General features: G+C 74.7%; 13 protein-coding genes. 8 read left to right on the plus strand and 5 right to left on the minus strand.

All coding sequences use genetic code 11. The annotated features are described in order from the left end of the window. Window positions 1-100: 100 nt before the first annotated feature. The gene (locus tag ACGFZ2_RS20160; protein WP_393455645.1) at window positions 101-2,092 is read left to right on the plus strand and encodes an acetoacetate--CoA ligase; all 1,992 of its coding nucleotides are present in this window, start codon (window positions 101-103) and stop codon (window positions 2,090-2,092) included. 125 nt (window positions 2,093-2,217) lie between these two features. Here the strand turns inward: ACGFZ2_RS20160 and ACGFZ2_RS20165 are convergent, their stop codons facing one another. After that, window positions 2,218-2,898: a TIGR03089 family protein gene (locus ACGFZ2_RS20165; protein WP_393455648.1), complete on the minus strand. Its 681-nt coding sequence runs from the start codon at window positions 2,896-2,898 to the stop codon at window positions 2,218-2,220. A 149-nt stretch (window positions 2,899-3,047) separates the two neighbouring features. On the opposite strand from ACGFZ2_RS20165, the gene ACGFZ2_RS20170 reads away from it, so the two are divergent. Together ACGFZ2_RS20170 and ACGFZ2_RS20175 are read left to right on the plus strand one after the other, a co-directional pair. Next, entirely contained in the window at window positions 3,048-4,193 is a 1,146-nt protein-coding gene (locus ACGFZ2_RS20170; RefSeq protein WP_357462467.1) for a glycosyltransferase family 1 protein, read from the plus strand. Between the two features lie 62 nt (window positions 4,194-4,255). Further along, window positions 4,256-5,347: a sugar phosphate nucleotidyltransferase gene (locus ACGFZ2_RS20175; RefSeq protein WP_357692357.1), complete on the plus strand. Its 1,092-nt coding sequence runs from the start codon at window positions 4,256-4,258 to the stop codon at window positions 5,345-5,347. Here ACGFZ2_RS20175 and ACGFZ2_RS20180 read toward each other — a convergent pair. Beyond that, window positions 5,316-5,942: an NUDIX hydrolase gene (locus ACGFZ2_RS20180; RefSeq protein ID WP_393455651.1), complete on the minus strand. Its 627-nt coding sequence runs from the start codon at window positions 5,940-5,942 to the stop codon at window positions 5,316-5,318. The two genes, ACGFZ2_RS20175 and ACGFZ2_RS20180, sit on opposite strands and share 32 nt — an antisense overlap. A gap of 39 nt (window positions 5,943-5,981) precedes the next feature. Between ACGFZ2_RS20180 and ACGFZ2_RS20185 the strand changes: the two genes are divergently transcribed. Both ACGFZ2_RS20185 and ACGFZ2_RS20190 read left to right on the plus strand, forming a co-directional pair. Then, window positions 5,982-7,016 (plus strand): hypothetical protein, encoded by a 1,035-nt coding sequence (locus ACGFZ2_RS20185; RefSeq protein ID WP_393455653.1) that lies wholly within the window; start codon window positions 5,982-5,984, stop codon window positions 7,014-7,016. 308 nt (window positions 7,017-7,324) lie between these two features. Beyond that, on the plus strand, window positions 7,325-8,329 hold the full coding sequence (locus tag ACGFZ2_RS20190; protein ID WP_393258708.1) for a transcriptional regulator: 1,005 nt from the start codon (window positions 7,325-7,327) through the stop codon (window positions 8,327-8,329). A 118-nt stretch (window positions 8,330-8,447) separates the two neighbouring features. Here the strand turns inward: ACGFZ2_RS20190 and ACGFZ2_RS20195 are convergent, their stop codons facing one another. Both ACGFZ2_RS20195 and cofD read right to left on the minus strand, forming a co-directional pair. Further along, a complete protein-coding gene (locus tag ACGFZ2_RS20195; RefSeq protein ID WP_393455656.1) occupies window positions 8,448-9,536 on the minus strand; it encodes a coenzyme F420-0:L-glutamate ligase in 1,089 nt (362 codons plus the stop codon). After that, window positions 9,533-10,516: a 2-phospho-L-lactate transferase gene (gene cofD / locus ACGFZ2_RS20200; RefSeq protein ID WP_393455659.1), complete on the minus strand. Its 984-nt coding sequence runs from the start codon at window positions 10,514-10,516 to the stop codon at window positions 9,533-9,535. Before cofD ends, ACGFZ2_RS20195 begins: the two co-directional genes overlap by 4 nt. 99 nt (window positions 10,517-10,615) lie before the next feature. Here cofD and ACGFZ2_RS20205 point away from each other — a divergent pair, with 99 nt between their 5' ends. The 3 genes from ACGFZ2_RS20205 to ACGFZ2_RS20215 all read left to right on the plus strand — a co-directional run bounded on the left by ACGFZ2_RS20205 (window position 10,616) and on the right by ACGFZ2_RS20215 (window position 15,684). Next, window positions 10,616-11,542, plus strand: coding sequence for a hypothetical protein (locus tag ACGFZ2_RS20205; protein ID WP_393455662.1), 927 nt, complete (start codon window positions 10,616-10,618; stop codon window positions 11,540-11,542). Between the two features lie 365 nt (window positions 11,543-11,907). Beyond that, window positions 11,908-14,415 (plus strand): bifunctional FO biosynthesis protein CofGH, encoded by a 2,508-nt coding sequence (locus ACGFZ2_RS20210; RefSeq protein ID WP_393455665.1) that lies wholly within the window; start codon window positions 11,908-11,910, stop codon window positions 14,413-14,415. 1,011 nt (window positions 14,416-15,426) lie between these two features. Next, window positions 15,427-15,684: a WhiB family transcriptional regulator gene (locus tag ACGFZ2_RS20215; RefSeq protein WP_007455784.1), complete on the plus strand. Its 258-nt coding sequence runs from the start codon at window positions 15,427-15,429 to the stop codon at window positions 15,682-15,684. A gap of 137 nt (window positions 15,685-15,821) precedes the next feature. Here ACGFZ2_RS20215 and ACGFZ2_RS20220 read toward each other — a convergent pair whose 3' ends face one another. Continuing rightward, window positions 15,822-16,271 carry a metallopeptidase family protein gene (locus tag ACGFZ2_RS20220; RefSeq protein WP_089001916.1) on the minus strand — a complete coding sequence of 150 codons (450 nt, stop codon included), beginning with the start codon at window positions 16,269-16,271 and terminating at the stop codon, window positions 15,822-15,824. Window positions 16,272-16,412: the final 141 nt, after the last annotated feature.

The following is a 16,412-nucleotide window of genomic DNA, read 5'->3' on the forward strand; positions in this document are numbered from 1 at the left end:
CCGACGGGGGCCGGGTGCGGAGAATGGCGCTTCGAGGTAGGGCAAGATGGCGCCACGGCCCATTTCACAGTGTCGTGCGGGGCCAGGGGAGGGTGGAGCAGTGGGTGACGTGCTGTGGACGCCGCCGGCGGACGTACGCGAGCGGTCCCGGATCGGGAACTACCTGCGCTGGCTGCGTGAGCACCGGGGCGTGGACTTCGCCGACTACGACGAGCTGTGGCGCTGGTCGGTCACCGACCTGGAGGCGTTCTGGCAGTCGGTCTGGGACCACTTCGAGGTGGTCGCCCACACCCCGCCGACCGCCACGCTGACCGACCGGGGGATGCCCGGCGCCCGCTGGTTCCCCGGCGCCACCCTCAACTACGCCGAGAACGTGCTGCGGATGCCCGGCCGGGCCGACGACGACCCGGTGGTGATCGCGCACGGCCAGACCCGGGCGCCGGTCACCCTCACCGCCGCCGGGCTGCGCGAGCAGGTCCGCCGGGTGGCGGCCGGGCTGCGCCGGCTCGGCGTCACCGCCGGCGACCGGGTGGCCGCGTACGCGCCGAACATCCCCGAGACGTACGTGCTGCTGCTGGCCACCAGCAGCCTGGGCGCGATCTTCTCCTCCTGCGCGCCCGAGTTCGGCACCCGCAGTGTCACCGACCGCTGGCAGCAGATCGAGCCGAAGGTCCTCGTCGCCGTGGACGGCTACCGGTACGGCGAGAAGCCGGTGGACCGGCGCGGCGAGGTGGCCGCGATCCGGGCCGCCCTGCCGTCGCTGGCGCACACCGTCGGCATCGCCTACCTCGACCCGGCCGGCCCGCCGCCCGAGGGCGCGCTCGCCTGGTCCGACCTGGCCGCCGAGACCGACGAGCCGCTGACCTTCACCCCGGTCGCCTTCGACCACCCGCTCTACGTGCTCTACTCCTCCGGCACGACAGGGCTGCCCAAGCCGATCGTGCACGGCCACGGCGGCATCCTGCTGGAGCACCTGAAGATGCTGGCCCTGCACCACGACCTGGGCCCGGCGGACCGGTTCTTCTGGTTCACCACCACCGGCTGGATGATGTGGAACTTCCTGGTCTCCGGGCCGGCGGTGGGCGCGGCGATCGTGCTGTTCGACGGCAACCCGGGCCACCCCGACCTGGGCGCGCTGTGGCGGCTGGCGGAGGAGACCGGCACCACGTACTTCGGCACGTCCGCGCCGTTCCTGCTGGCCTGTCGCAAGGCGGGGCTGGTGCCGAGGGAGATCGCCGACCTGACCGCGCTGCGCGGGGTCGGCTCGACCGGCGCGCCGCTGCCCGCCGAGGGCTTCACCTGGGTGTACGAGACGGTCGGCGACGACCTCCAGCTCCAGTCGCTCTCCGGCGGCACGGACGTCTGCACCGGCTTCGTGGGCGGGGTGCCGCTGCTGGCGGTGCACGCCGGGGAGATCACCTGTCGGGCGCTGGGCGCCAAGGTGGAGGCCCGCTCGGCCGACGGCACCCCGGTGATCGGCGAGCTGGGCGAGCTGGTGATCACCGAGCCGATGCCGAGCATGCCGGTGGGCTTCTGGAACGACCCGGACGGCGCCCGCTACCGGGAGGCGTACTTCGACCTGTACCCGGGCGTCTGGCGGCACGGCGACTGGATCACGATCAACGACCGGGGCGGCTGCGTGATCACGGGCCGCTCCGACGCCACCCTCAACCGGGGCGGCGTGCGGCTGGGCACCGCCGAGTTCTACTCGGTCGTCGAGGGGCTGGACGAGGTCGTCGACTCGGTGGTGGTGCACCTGGAGGACGACGAGGGCGGCGCCGGCGAGCTGCTGCTGTTCGTGGTGCTCGCCGAGGGCCTGGAGCTGGACGACGCGCTCCGGAAGAAGATCTGCCGGGAGCTGCGTACCGCCCTGTCGCCGCGGCACGTCCCGGACGAGATCCACCAGGTCCGCGCCGTGCCGCGCACCCTCTCGGCGAAGAAGCTGGAGGTCCCGGTGAAGAAGATCCTCACCGGCACCCCGGTCGACTCGGCGGCGGCCAAGGGCGCCCTGGCCAACCCGGAGTCCCTGTCGGCGTTCGCCACCCTCGCCCAGCGCCGCGCCACCACCCACCCGGAGACCACCCCCGCCTGACCCACCCCGCCCTCCTTCGCGCGCCGATCTTGCACTTTCTGCCCCGACCCATGGGGTGAATCGCCCATATCGAGGGCAGCAACTGCAAGATCGGCGCGGTGGGGGCGCGGGCGCGGGGGCGGGGGTCAGGTCAGGGTCTGGGTGACCTTTTCCGTCGCGGCGCGGGACTCTACGCGGGACCGGTCGAGGTTGGCGCAGAGGACCGAGCTGGCGCCGGCCGCCAGCGGGGCGAGCAGCCAGTCGACCGGGTCGGGGTGCGCCCCCGTGTCGACCAGGACGCGGTCGTCGCGGGCGATGCCCAGCTCGCCCGCGCGCCGCCGCGCGTGCTCCACCAGCTCCTCGCCGCCGGCGGCGTACGGGGTGAAGTGGTCCCCGTGCGCGCGCACCTCCGAGACGTAGTCGGCGAAGCCGGGCGGCACCTGCCGCATCGGCAGGGCGAACGGGTCGAGGGCGAGGACGTACCGCTCGCCGGCCGACCAGGCGTCCGCCTCGGCGAGCCGCGTGACGGCGGCGAAGAGCACCTCCACGTCGCCCGGCGTGTCGGCCACCCGTAGCCCGGCCGACCAGCATCCGAGCAGCACCGCCGCGGTCTGCCAGTGCGGCGGGAGCAGCACCCCGGCCGTGTCGCCGGGGCCCACGGCCACCTCGTCCACGAGCAGGTTGGCCGTCTTGGCCACCCAGTTCGCCAGCGTCGCGCCGGAGAGTTCGGTCCGCTCGCCGGTGGCGTCGTCGTACCAGGTCAGCAGCGGTCGGGTCGGGTCGGGCGCGATCGCGTCGGCGAATACCCGGGCAATGTTGTCGGCCATCGGCGCGAACGATACGCCCCCGTCGGCCGTACTCGAAGACAACGACAAGTCGGCGTACCGTCGGGTCGCAGTCAGCGTCCGACCCGGGCTCCGGCGTAGGCTTGCCCGGAGTGTTGTTTCCCACAGATCGCAGTGCAAGGAGTCGCCCCGTGACCGCCGGTCGCCCGCCCCGTGTGCTCATCGACGCCACGAGTGTCCCCGCCGACCGTGGCGGTGTCGGTCGATACGTCGACGGCCTGCTCGGCGCCCTCGGCAAGGTGTGCGGGTCGGGGGTGGAGCTGGCCGTGGTCAGCCTCCGCACCGACCTTGAGCGCTACACCCGGATGCTGCCCGGCGCGGAGATCATCCCCGCCCCGGCCGCCGTCGCGCACCGCCCCGCCCGGCTCGCCTGGGAGCAGACCGGCCTGCCGCTGCTCGCCCAGCAGGTGGGCGCGCAGGTGCTGCACTCGCCCTTCTACACCTGCCCGCTGCGCGCCGGCTGCCCGGTCACGGTGACCGTGCACGACGCGACGTTCTTCACCGAGCCGGAGCACTACGACAAGTCCCGGCGCACGTTCTTCCGCAGCGCCATCAAGACCTCTCTGCGCCGCGCCGACCGGGTGATCGTGCCGAGCAAGGCCACCCGCGACGAGCTGATCCGGCTGCTCGACGCCGACCCGACCCGGATCGACGTCGCCTACCACGGGGTCGACCACGCCGCCTTCCACGCGCCCAGCGAGGAGGAGAAGGCCCGGGTCCGCGCCCGGCTGGGGCTCGGCGGCAGCAGCTACGTCGCCTTCCTCGGGGCCAAGGAGCCGCGCAAGAACGTGCCCAACCTGATCCGCGGCTGGGCCCGGGCGGTGGCCGACCGGGAGGACCCGCCGGCCCTGGTGGTCGCCGGCGGCCAGGGGCACGACGACGACATCGACCGCGCGGTGGCGGAGGTGCCGTCGCACCTGCGGCTGCTGCGCCCGGGCTACCTCCGCTACGCGGACCTGCCCGGCTTCCTCGGCGGGGCGCTGGTGGCCGCCTACCCGTCCTACGGGGAGGGTTTCGGCCTGCCGATCCTGGAGGCGATGGCGTGCGCCGCGCCGGTGCTCACCACGCCCCGGCTGTCGCTGCCGGAGGTGGGCGGCGACGCGGTGGCGTACACCAGCGAGGCCCCCGACCAGATCGCCGCCGACCTGGCCGCGCTGCTCGACGACGAGCAGCGGCGGTTGTCCCTGGCCAAGGCCGGTTTCGACCGGGCCAAGGAGTTCACCTGGGAGTCCAGCGCCGAGGTGCACATTGCCGCCTGGAGCCGGGCGCGCGCCTGATCCCGGAGCGGCGGGGTGGCAACCCGGCGTCCGGGCGGGCCCGGTTCGGGCATGATGTGCTGATGCTCTACGCCGTCATCCCGGCGGGTGGCAGCGGCACGAGGTTGTGGCCGCTGTCCCGCGCCGGCCACCCCAAGTTCCTCCACCCGCTGACCGGTTCCGCCGCCTCGCTGCTCCAGGCCACGGTCGAGCGGCTGGGCCCGCTGACCACCGCCGAACGCACCCTGGTGGTCACCGGGACCGCGCACGTCGCGGCGGTGGCGCGCCAGCTGGCCGGGCTGCCGGAGGAGAACATCCTGGTCGAGCCGTCGCCCCGGGACTCCTGCGCGGCGATCGCCCTGGCCGCCGCCGTCATCGCGCGGCGCGACCCGGAGGCGGTGATGGGCTCCTTCGCGGCCGACCACCTGATCGGCGACCCGGAGCGGTGGCGGGAGGTCGTCCGGGAGGCGGTACGCGGCGCCGAGCAGGGCCTGCTGATGACGGTGGGCATCACCCCGACGCGGGCCGAGACCGGCTACGGCTACCTCCAGACCGGCGACCCGGTCGACGGCGGCCCGCTGCGCCCGGTCGCCGAGTTCAAGGAGAAGCCGAGCGCCGAGGTGGCGGAGGCGTACCTGCGCTCCGGGCGGCACCTCTGGAACGCCAGCATGTTCGTCTGGCGGGTCGACGTGTTCCTCGCCGAGCTGGCCCGCCAGCAGCCCGCCCTGCACGCCGGGATCGTCGCGATCGCCGAGGCGTGGGGCACCGAGGGGCAGGACGACGTGCTCGGCACGGTCTGGCCGACCCTGCCGAAGATCTCCGTCGACTACGCGGTGATGGAGGGCGCGGCGACCGCCGGGCGGGTGGCCACGGTGCCGGGCGACTTCGGCTGGAACGACGTCGGCGACTTCCACACGCTGGGCGAGGTGCTGCCGGCCGACCCGGACGGCAACGTGGTGCTCGGCGGCGACGCCAAGCCGGGGGTGCTGCTGCGGGACAGCTCCGGGCTGGTGGTGGTGCCGCACTCCGGGCGGCTGGTGGCCACCGTCGGAGTGCACGACCTGATCGTCGTCGACACCCCGGACGCGCTGCTGGTCTGCCCGCGCGACCGGGCGCAGGACGTCAAGAAGATCGTCGACGAGCTCAAGGAGCGGGGCGAAGAGGGGCTCGTCTGAGCGTCGCCCTGGCCGGGGCGACCAGCTTCGCCGTCCCCCCGGCCAGCGGCTCCGGCAGGTGGTCCGGCGGGAACCAGGCCAGCGCCTCGGACTCGTCGCTGACCCGTTCCGTCGCGGCGGGCGGGGCGAGGACGGCGAACCGGACGTCGTAGTGCAGGGAGCCGCCCTGGCAGTTCACCGGGTGGATGTCCACGTCGATCGGGACCGGGTCGATCCGCAGGCCCGCGATCCCGGACTCCTCGCCGGCCTCGCGCAGGGCGGCGCCGGCGAGGGTCCGGTCGGCCGGCTCGCAGTGCCCGCCGAGCTGCACCCACTTCCGGAACTTGCCGTGCAGGCAGAGCAGCACCCGCGAGCCGGTGGCGTCGAGCACCAGCGCGCTCGCCGTGACGTGACCGGCCCGGTGCGCCCGGCTCATCGCCACCGGCCCGGCGGCCAGTAGCCGCACGGTGCGGTCCCGGGCCTCGGCGGCGGCCGGGCCGGTCGGCTCCCAGCGCTCCAGCGTGGCGACGGCGTCGGCGTGCAGCGTCGCGTACACCTCGGCGTCCGTCGGCGGCGACGTCCGGGGGTCGGTGGCGGCGGCGGGGGATTCGGGCATGCCGACACTGTACGAGCCGGCGCTTCGTACCCTGGCCGGGTGACCCTGCGACTGCTGGAATTCGTCGTGGCCGGCAACGAGGCCAGCGACCTGCTGCCGGTGCGCTCCGTGGCGTTGCTGCGCGCACACGGCGCCCGGCGCGGCTTCTGGACGGTGCTCGACGAGGGGCCGGTGGAGCGCTGCCTGGCCCTGCTGCTGGAGCGCGACGACGGCGAGTGGGTCGCCCGGCACGTGACCGCCGACGCCGGGGCCGAGAACGGCCGGACGGAGGACGGCGAGGCCCTGGCCCACCACGACGGCTGGGTCTACGTCTTCGGCTCGCACTTCGGCTCGAAGGGCGGCCCGCTGCGCCCGCGACGCGCCTTCGTGGCCCGGTTCCGGGAGGACGACGCGGCGGGTGGCGCGCTGCCGGTGCAGGTGGTGCGCAACCGGTTCCGGCTGCACCGGGCGGTCAACGACGCGCTGCTCAAGGCGCCGTTCACCCCGCTGCCGCCGGGCGCGCGGGTGCGGGCCCGGTTCATCGGGGAGACCGTCGCGCGCGGCACCGCCCGGTCGAAGGGCTGGGTCAGCCGTCTCGTCCCCGACGACCTGCCGCTGAACGTCGAGGCTGCCGCCTTCACGCCGGCCGGCAGCGTCCTGATCGGACTCCGCTTCCCGGTCACGGCTGACGGCGACCCGATCCTGGTCGAGCTGACCGGTGTGCCGGGCATGTTCGACCCCGTGCCGACCTGGCCGGAGGCGGCGGGCGCGTACGTGTTGACCGGGGTGACCCCGCCCGGCGCGCTCGCCGGCTTCCGGGCGATCGCCCCCACCGACGACGGCGGCTACGCGGCGGTCGTCGGGTCCATCGACGCGCTCGGCAAGGGCTCGGTGCTGCTCGACGACCACCCGACCGGCGGGGACGTCACCTCCCGGCACGTCCGGTTCCCGCCGCCCGGCGACGGGCATCTGGTCCCCGGTGAGCTGGTGGCCGACCTGGCGCCGTTCCACCACGTGGAGGGGCTGGCCGAGCTGGACGGGCGCAGTTTCTACGTCACCGACGAGGACCACCGCGTGGCGCTCTGGGTGGGGTGAACGGGCGGGCGCCGGCCGACGCGGGGAGCCACGGCGGGCCGGCGGCCGGGCAGCACCTCTGCGGAGCAGGCCCGCAGACCCTCGTGGTGCCGCCCGGCCCCCGGTCCTCCCCGTCCCCCAGGGCGCCCCGGTCCGCGAACGCGTCGCCGACGCGCTCGTCCCCGTGTGCGGGCAGTGGAAGCATGCCCAACCGCCACCATGGACGTCGAGGTTTTTCAGCTCAGGCTTAAAGACGGAGATAAGTGCCGCCCGGGTAGGCTGCAACGGTCACCCGGCATCCCCTCGGCCGGGCGACACGGGAGCACTCCATGCTGAAGATCTATTTCTCCGCCGAGGACATCCTCCGGACCCGGGTGGCTCCGGCGGCGGACCCGGTGTGGGAACTGATCCTCAGTCTGCACCTGCTGCCGGGTCGCGGCCGGGACCCACTGCTGGCGGGCTGGCGACGCAGCGTGACCCGGGCACTGCGCCAGGGCATCGGGTCCCCCGGCCTGAGGCTCCTCCTGTCGCTCAATCCGCCCCGCGGCTACTTCCCCGACTTCCTCACCCCCTACCAGAGCGTGTCCGGGTTCGAGGCCGGCATGGAGGCGGTCCGGAGCACTCCCGTGTCGCTGCTGCAACGCGACCTGTCGCTGCTCGCCACCGGCCACACCCTGCCGGCCGGTGCCGCCGCGGTGGCCCGGGGCGAGCCGGACATGCTGCGCGACCTGACGGGCGCGATGGCGCAGTACCGCGACCTGGCGATCGACCCGTACTGGGCCCGGATCCAGGCGGCCGTGGAGGCCGACCGGTCCCGGCGGGCCCGGGCGCTGCTCGACGGCGGGGTGGAGGGGCTGCTGGCCAGCCTGCGGCCCGCCATGCACTGGGAGTCCGGGGTGCTCCAGGTCCGCGGCTACCCGCACAGCCGCGAGCTGCACCTGGACGGGCGCGGTCTGCTGCTGGTGCCCTCGTTCTTCTGCGCGCCCACCCCGGTTGCCCTGCTCGACCCGGCGCTGCCCCCGGTCCTGGTCTACCCGGTGGACCGGCTGGGCGGGCTGCTGCCGGCGCCCGCCGAGGGCGCCGGCCCGGGCACGCCGGACACCGGACGGGAGGCGCTGGCCGCGCTGCTCGGCCGCACCCGGGCCGCCGTGCTGGCGGTCAGCGACGACGGCTGCACCACCGGGGAGGTGGCCCGCCGGCTGAACATCTCACCGGCCGCCGCCAGCCAGCACACCACCGTGCTGCGCAATGCCGGCCTGCTGGTCAGCCACCGCGACCGCAACAGCGTCCTGCACACCCTCACCCCGCTGGGGCGGGCGATGCTCAACTCCTGAGCGCCGAGCCCACTTCCGCGCCCCGCGTCGTCCACCTTGCCGAACGCCCGGCTCATCACGAGGCCGCCGACGACCCGCGCCGCACAGGCGGGGCGGGGAACCGGGGGCGGGAGGCCCGTCAGAGGGCCAGGCAGGCGGCGGCGGGGGCGCCGGCGGGCGGGGGGAGCGGGAGCGAGGCGACGCCCTCCGCCGCCAGGGCGGCGCGCAGGCGGTGCAGGTCGGCGCCGAAGCGGACCAGCTCGGTCGGGCCGGCCGGGGCGGCCGGGGAGCCGAGCACCAGCGCCGTCGCCTCCGCCGGCCAGCCGGGCACGGCGGTGACCATCCCGGCGCGTACGGCCTCGTCGGTGACCAGGGTGAACTCCGTGCCGGGCGCGACCACGCCGGCGACCGCGGCGATCGCCCGCCGCACCGCCTCCCGGTCGGGCGGGGTCGGGTTGGGGGCGTCCGGCAGGGTGGCGGCGGCGGCCAGCCCGGCCGCCCTCGCCTCGGCGGTGCCCAGCGAGAACAGGTCCATCGTGGCGTCCCGGACCAGCGTCGCCGCACCGGCGCCGTCGTCCGGCCGGGGCGCGGTGAGGTAGCCGCGCACCACGGCGACCGGGACCTGGTCGCACTTGCCCTTGATCAGCTCGCCCGCGCCGGCCAGCTCGTCCACGACCGCCATCTGGGTGAGCTGGAGTTCGTTGCCGTACGGGTCGACCTCGCCCCGGTGGTCGCGGATCGCGTCCATGCCGGCGACGCCGAGCGCCACGTCGGTGAGCCCGTTGCGCCAGGGCCGGCCCATCGTGTCGGTGATGATCACCGCGACGTCGACGTGGTAGCGGTCGCGCAGGGCGGCGCGCAGCGCCCGGGCCGAGGCGTCCGGGTCCGCCGGGAGCAGCACCAGCCGGGTCTTGTCGACGTTCGAGGCGTCGATCCCGGCCGAGGCCATCACGAAGCCGTGGTGGGTCTGCACGATCCGGGTCGCGCCCCGGGTCGCCACCACCCGCGCCGTCTCGGCGGCCAGCACCTCGTCCCGCGCGGCGAGCCGCTCCGGCCCGTCCGCCGGAACGTCCACCAGCCGCCCCTCCGACTTCGAGACGATCTTGCTGGTCACCACCAGCACGTCGCCGTCGCGCAGCCACGGCGCGGCGTTCGCGATCAGGGCGGCCAGGTCGTCGCCCTCGGACACGTGACCGATGCCCGGCACCGGCAGGATCTCCAGCCTCATGTCAGCTCCAGTGCGGCGCGGACCATGGCCGCCGTCGCCGTCTCGTCGGTCATCAGCAGCGGCACCGCGCGCGCCGTCACCTCCGGCACCACGACGCCGGCGTCCTCCTCGGCGACCAGCCAGCCGTCGAGCAGCCCGCCGGCCGCCCGGCCGCCGTAGAGCCGGCCCACCCCGGCCGCGCTGCACTCGACCCCGAGCACCTCCAGGCAGCGGTCCGCCATGCCGCGCACCGGCGCGCCGCCGATGATCGGCGAGACGCCGACGACCGGGGCGGGGCCGTCGGCGACCGCCTCGCGCAGCCCGGGCACGGCCAGGATCGGGGCGATGCTCACCACGGGGTTGCTCGGCGCGATCAGCACCACGTCGGCCCCGGCGATCGCCGCCACGACGCCGGGCGCCGGCTTCGCCGTCTCCGCGCCGACGAAGACGAACCGGTGGGTGGGGACGTTCCCGCGGTGGCGCACCCACCACTCCTGGAAGTGGATCGCCCGTTGGCCGCCGTCGGGCCCGTCCGCGCCGGACTCGCCCGCGACCGCCGGCCCGCTCACCACCACGTGCGTCTCCAGGCGGTCGTCGGTCGCCGGCAGCAGGCGTACGCCCGGCTGCCAGCGGGTGGCGAGCGCCTCGGTGACCGCGTGGAGCGGGTAGCCGGCGTTGAGCATGGTCGTGCGCACCAAGTGGGTGGCGACGTCCCGGTCGCCGAGCCCGAACCAGGTCGGCTCGGCGCCGTACGCGGCCAGTTCCTGCTTGACCGTCCAGCTCTCGTCGATGCGGCCCCAGCCCCGCTCGGGGTCGGCGCCGCCACCCAGCGTGTACATGACGCTGTCCAGGTCGGGGCAGACCTTGAGCCCGTGCAGGAACAGGTCGTCGCCGACGTTGACCACGGCGGTCACCTCGGCGCCGACCTCGCGGGCGTACGCCCGGACGCCGAGCAGGAAGCGGGCGCCCCCGATGCCGCCCGTCAGAACCACGATGCGCATGCCGAACATCCTCGCGCACGAGCCGCCTCGGATCCGCCGCTGGCCCGGGAGACTAGGCTCACGTCGGCAACTGTCCGCTTTCGCCCCAAGGGGGATCCCGTGACCAGCCCCGCCGAGCCCGCGTCCACCGACGCGACGCAGGCCAGCCAACTGACCAAGCCGCTGCGGGAACTCGCCGCGTTCGTGCTCCTCGGTGCGAACGCCGTGTTCCTCTTCGTCGGTCTGATCCGGTTGCTGACGCCGGCCGAGTACGTACCCTTCGCGGGCCGGGCGGGCAACGCCTTCCCCGCCTTCGTCGGCATCGAGACGGTGGCCCTGCCGCTGCTGGCCGTGCTGCTCGCCACGCACGTGCGCCCTCCGGCGCCGAAGGCGAAACTGATCACCCAGGTCGCCCTCGGCGAGTACGCGGTCAGCGCGCTGTTCGGCGTGCTGACCTTCCTGGTCTGGACGCTCGACCTGCTCTCCGAGGGCGAGGTCCTCGACGCCTTCCTCGGCCTGCTCTCCCGGGTGGCCTGGCTGGGGCTCCTCGCGCTCGCCGCGTTCGTCGTCTTCAAGATCTGGCGCACCCTGTACTACGTCCCGAAGCCGAAGGCCCAGCCCGGCGTGTACGGCCAGCCGCAGCCCGGTTGGCCGCAGCAGCAGGGCGGCTACCCGGCCCCGGGCCAGCCGGTCCCCGGTCAGCCTGGCCAGCCGATCCCCGGTCAGCCGGGCGCCTGGCCGGCCCCCGGCCCGTACGGCGCCCCGTACGGCCAGCAGCCGGCGCCGTTCGGCGGCCCCCAGGCGACCCCGCCGTTCAACCCGGCGCCGCAGCCGGGCCCGCCGGCCGCCACCGCGCCGCAGTCGGCGCCCCCGTTCGGGCCGTCGCCGACCGCCCCGCCGTTCGGGCCGCCGCCCTCGGCCGAACCGACCCAGGCGATCCCGCGCCAGTCCGTCGAGCCCACCCAGTCGATTCCGCGCCCCACGGACGGGGGGCCGGACCTCACCCAGCGCATCAACCCGGGCGACACCCCCGACGCCCCGCGCTGACCGGACGGCACCACCCGAGCGCCCCGCACGACCACGTGCGGGGCGCTCGCGTTTCCCGACGCCCGACGCCCGACGCCCGACGCCCGACGCCCGGCCGCCGGTGCCCGGCCCCCGGCCCCCGGTGCCCGGCACTCGGCACCCGGTGCCCGGCCCCCGGCCCCCGACGCCCAGCCCCCAGCCCCCAGCCCCCGGCCCCCGGCGTCCGGCACTCGGCACCCGGCGTCCGGTGCCCGACACCCGGCCGGGCGGTCGTGTCCGGCGTCCCGCTGGTCGGTCGGTTCGGCGGTGGGGCGAGGGTGCGTGCCCTTGTTCACGGTGTGGGCCGGGCGGGCGGGGTGCGGCCGGCGAGCGCTTAGGCTGGGCGGATGGTTGATCGCACCGAGCCCGGCCCGAGTGACGCGAGCGTGCGGCGGGCGCTGCGTCGGGCGGCGACCGGGCGGGCGCTCGACGTCGACGAGGCCACCGCGCTGCTGAGCGCCCGGGGCGACGCGCTGGACGAGCTGCTCGACGTCGCCGGCGCCGTCCGCGACGCCGGGCTGCGCGAGGCCGGGCGGCCGGGCGTGGTGACGTACTCGAAGAAGGTCTTCATCCCCCTTACCCGGCTGTGCCGGGACCGCTGCCACTACTGCACGTTCGCCACCGTGCCGCACCGGTTGCCGGCGGCGTTCCTCGACCGCGACGAGGTTCTCGCCATCGCGCGGGCGGGCGCGGCCCAGGGCTGCAAGGAGGCCCTGTTCACGCTCGGCGACCGGCCGGAGGAGCGCTGGCCGGCGGCCCGGCAGTGGCTGGACGAGCGCGGCTACGACTCCACCCTGGACTACCTGCGCGCGTGCGCGGTGGCGGTGCTGGAGGAGACCGGGCTGCTGCCGCACCTGAACCCGGGCGTGCTGTCCTGGTCGGAGTTGCAGCGGCTGAAGCCCGTCGCGCCCAGCATGGGGATGATGCTGGAGACCACGGCGACGCGGCTCTGGTCGGAGCCGGGCGGCCCGCACTTCGGCTCGCCGGACAAGGAGCCGGCGGTCCGGCTCCGGGTGCTCGACGACGCGGGCCGGGTCGGGGTGCCGTTCACCACCGGCATCCTGATCGGCATCGGCGAGACCCCCGCCGAGCGGGTCGACGCGATCTTCGCCATCCGGCGTGCCCACCGGGAGTACGGCCACCTCCAGGAGGTGATCGTGCAGAACTTCCGCGCCAAGCCGGACACGGCGATGCGCGGGATGCCCGACGCGGAGCTGCACGACCTGGCCGCCACGGTGGCGGTGGCCCGGGTGCTGCTCGGGCCGAAGGCCCGCATCCAGGCCCCGCCGAACCTCATCGAGGGCGAGTACGACCTGCTGCTGCGGGCCGGCATCGACGACTGGGGCGGGGTCTCCCCGCTGACCCCGGACCACGTCAACCCCGAGCGCCCCTGGCCCCATCTGGACGAGCTGGCCCGGCAGACGGAGAAGTCCGGGTTCACCCTGCGCGAGCGGCTGACGATCTACCCCGAGTACGTGCGGGCCGGCGACCCGTGGCTCGACCCGCGCCTGCTGCCGCACGTCGGCGCGCTGGCCGACCCGGCGACGGGGCTGGCCGTGGAGGAGGCGCGGCCGGTGGGCCGCCCCTGGCAGGAGCCCGACGAGACGTACGGCGGCCGGACCGACCTGCACGCCACCATCGACACCACCGGGCGCACCGGCGACCGGCGCGGCGACTTCGACCACGTCTACGGCGACTGGTCGGAGGTGGCCGGCAAGGTCACCGCCGGGGGCGGGGGCGGGACCGACCGCGACCTGCGGGCCGGGCTGCGGCTGGCCGCCGACGACCCGGCGGCGCTGCTCGACCCGCGGCACGCCGACGCCGCGCTGGCGCTGTTCGCCGCCGACGGGCCGGCGCTCGACGAGCTGTGCCGGCTCGCCGACGACGCCCGCCGGGCGGCGGTCGGCGACGACGTGACGTACGTGGTCAACCGCAACATCAACTTCAGCAACGTCTGCTACGTGGGCTGCCGGTTCTGCGCCTTCGCGCAGCGGGAGCGGGACGCCGACGCGTACCGGCTCTCGGTGGAGCAGGTCGCCGACCGGGCCGAGGAGGCGTGGGCGGCCGGCGCCAGCGAGGTCTGCCTCCAGGGCGGCATCGACCCGAAGCTGCCGGTGACCGTCTACGCCGACCTGGTCCGGGCGATCAAGGCGCGGGTGCCGGGGATGCACGTGCACGCGTTCTCCCCGATGGAGATCGTCACCGCCGCCGCGAAGGCCGGCGTGTCCGTGCGGGAGTGGCTGACCGGGCTGCGTGACGCCGGGCTGGACACCATCCCGGGCACCGCCGCCGAGATCCTCGACGACGACGTGCGCTGGGTGCTCACGAAGGGCAAGCTGCCGGCCGCCGCCTGGGTCGAGGTGGTCGGCACGGCCCACGAGCTGGGCATCCGGTCCAGCTCCACGATGATGTACGGCCACGTCGACCACCCCGCGCAGTGGCTCGCGCACTTCCGGGTGCTGGCCGGGTTGCAGGACCGCACCGGCGGCTTCACCGAGTTCGTGGCGCTGCCGTTCGTACACACCAACGCCCCGATCTACCTGGCCGGCATCGCCCGTCCCGGGCCGACCTGGCGGGAGAACCGGGTGGTGCACGCGATGGCCCGGCTGCTGTTGCACGGCCGGATCGACAACATCCAGTGCTCCTGGGTGAAGCTCGGCGACGAGGGCACGGCGGCAATGCTGCGGGGCGGCTGCAACGACCTCGGCGGCACGCTGATGGAGGAGACGATCTCCCGGATGGCCGGTTCCGGCAACGGTTCGGCGCGTACCGAGGAGCAGTTGATCGCCATCGCGGCGGCTGCCGGACGCCCGGCCCGCAAACGCACGACCGCGTACGGCCGCCCCCGGCCGTAGGGTCTTTCCCTGTTGCCGGCCGGGTGCCCGGCCGAGCCTCGATCCATTTCGCACGGTGGCTTCTTCGGGTTCGGCGACGACGTGCGATACGAGATCCATATCGACAACGACGGCGACGGGCGGGCGACGTCACCTACCGGTTCGAATTCACCACCGGGATCACGAATCCGAACGGCTTTCTCTGTCGCCGGGGCTGAGCGCCGCCGACGTGACGGCACCGTTCCTCCCCGACTTCCCGTAGCTGGGTACGGGTTCACCAACCCGCCGGCGTGGTCCTCGGTCCCGGCGGCGGCATCGGCACCCTGATCATCTACCCGGGACGGAGCTTGCACGGCCGGGAGATCGAGGTCGGTCGGGACGACGAGCCGCGTACGCACCCGAAGGGTCCGGGCGGGGCGTTCCACCGTCCACCCGGAGCTGCCCGCCGGCGTCCATACCGTCTGGTGGGACGATCGGCCGCCGGCCGGCCGGGTCGGCGGCACTGTCGGCGTGATCGCCGATTTCACATGGCCGACCAGCGTGCCTCCGGCCTCCGACTGAGCCGGCCGGCGCCGCCCGCAGCAGCGCCTCGTCCACATTGTGGACGGGATGCGGTCGGTCGTTTCCGGCTCGGCGGGCGGTCGACGCGAACTCGGGTTAACCTTGTCCCCCACCAAGATCAACGATGTGGTGGGTGGTCTCTCGGGGGTCTCCATCGGCCTGTCCGGTCGGGCCGGCGGGGAAGCGCCACGGGAGAAAACTCGGGCAACTCGCCGGAGAGGGCGTTACTCGGCCGGGGTCTGAATCGATAGGGCAGGTTGCGAGGCCGGGCGGCCGGGTGGTCGTCCGGAGTGTTGTCGGGAGGGCGACTCCATTATCAAGTTCGGCTTGACGGCGCACGCATTACACGCGTGTAATTTGAATGGGGTTGTTCGCACGGTACGCAACAAATCGGGACCGGACGGACACGCGCGCCTTTCGCGTGGGGGGTTGCAGCGGCGATGACGCCGGTGCGCGACAAGGAGGCTTTTGATGGACGGCCAGCTTGAGGTGGCCGACCTGCTCGGAAACGCGCCGGAGTGGCAGGAGCGGGCGCTCTGCTCGCAGACCGATCCGGAGGCGTTCTTCCCCGAGAAGGGCGGCTCGACCCGCGAGGCGAAGCGGATCTGCTCGCGCTGCGAGGTCAAGACGGAATGCCTCGAATACGCTCTCGGACACGACGAGCGGTTCGGGATCTGGGGTGGGCTCTCGGAGCGGGAGCGGCGCAAGCTCAAGCGGCGGGCCGCCTGAGCGTTGCCGGGCCGGGGCGGTGGGGGCCGCCCGGCTCAGGCGCAGTCGAACCGGTCGCCGTTCGTGGCGGCATCCGGCGGGGCGGCTCAGGCGCAGTCGAACCGGTCGCCGTTCGCGGCGGCATCCCGCGGGGCGGCTCAGGCCAACTCGTCCGGGTCGACCCCGAGCAGGTTGGCCACCTGCTCGATGATCACGTCGTGCACGAGATCAGCGAGATCCTCGCGGTCCATGGCGCGGAACTCCAGCGGCCGGCGGTAGAGCACGATCCGTGGGGGCACCTCCTGCCGGCCGGGCCGGCCGGGCAGCAGCCGGGCGAGCGGCACCTCGCCGTCCTCCAGCACGTCGGAGTCGTAGACGTTCAGGTCCGGCGGGACGTCCTCCACCGCGAACTCGACCCCGGCCAACTCCTTGGCGAACCGCCGTTCCAGGGTCTCGACGGTGTCCAGCACGAGGTCGTCGAAGATCTCAGCCTTCGTCCGCGCCAGCGGCACCGTCGCCGGCACCAGCCGCCCGCGCAGGCCGCGCCCGTGCCGGTCACGGTGGGCGCGCCGGCCGGGGCCGGGGCGGCGGTGTTCCGGGCTCGTCATGAGGGACAGGTTAGCTCCCGCACCGACCTGGCCTGCGGCAGCGCGGCGGGTGTGGCGCGGCGCGGGTCGCGCCGGGCCGAATTGTGATCACCGTGACGGGCGTGTCGCAACGCGAAGCGGTGCGCCGGACCCGGTAATGGA

The organism is Micromonospora sp. NPDC048063, from assembly GCF_043202855.1.
Lineage (GTDB): Bacteria > Actinomycetota > Actinomycetes > Mycobacteriales > Micromonosporaceae > Micromonospora.

What these genes read in the sequence shown, in the direction of transcription:
- ACGFZ2_RS20165 (WP_393455648.1), bottom strand. Translation starts at nt 2,898, where the DNA reads ATGGCCGACAACATTGCCCGGGTATTCGCCGACGCGATCGCGCCCGAC.
- ACGFZ2_RS20175 (WP_357692357.1), top strand. Translation starts at nt 4,256, where the DNA reads ATGCTCTACGCCGTCATCCCGGCGGGTGGCAGCGGCACGAGGTTGTGG.
- ACGFZ2_RS20180 (WP_393455651.1), bottom strand. Translation starts at nt 5,942, where the DNA reads ATGCCCGAATCCCCCGCCGCCGCCACCGACCCCCGGACGTCGCCGCCG.
- ACGFZ2_RS20190 (WP_393258708.1), top strand. Translation starts at nt 7,325, where the DNA reads ATGCTGAAGATCTATTTCTCCGCCGAGGACATCCTCCGGACCCGGGTG.
- ACGFZ2_RS20195 (WP_393455656.1), bottom strand. Translation starts at nt 9,536, where the DNA reads ATGAGGCTGGAGATCCTGCCGGTGCCGGGCATCGGTCACGTGTCCGAG.
- cofD (WP_393455659.1), bottom strand. Translation starts at nt 10,516, where the DNA reads ATGCGCATCGTGGTTCTGACGGGCGGCATCGGGGGCGCCCGCTTCCTG.
- ACGFZ2_RS20210 (WP_393455665.1), top strand. Translation starts at nt 11,908, where the DNA reads ATGGTTGATCGCACCGAGCCCGGCCCGAGTGACGCGAGCGTGCGGCGG.
- ACGFZ2_RS20215 (WP_007455784.1), top strand. Translation starts at nt 15,427, where the DNA reads ATGGACGGCCAGCTTGAGGTGGCCGACCTGCTCGGAAACGCGCCGGAG.
- ACGFZ2_RS20220 (WP_089001916.1), bottom strand. Translation starts at nt 16,271, where the DNA reads ATGACGAGCCCGGAACACCGCCGCCCCGGCCCCGGCCGGCGCGCCCAC.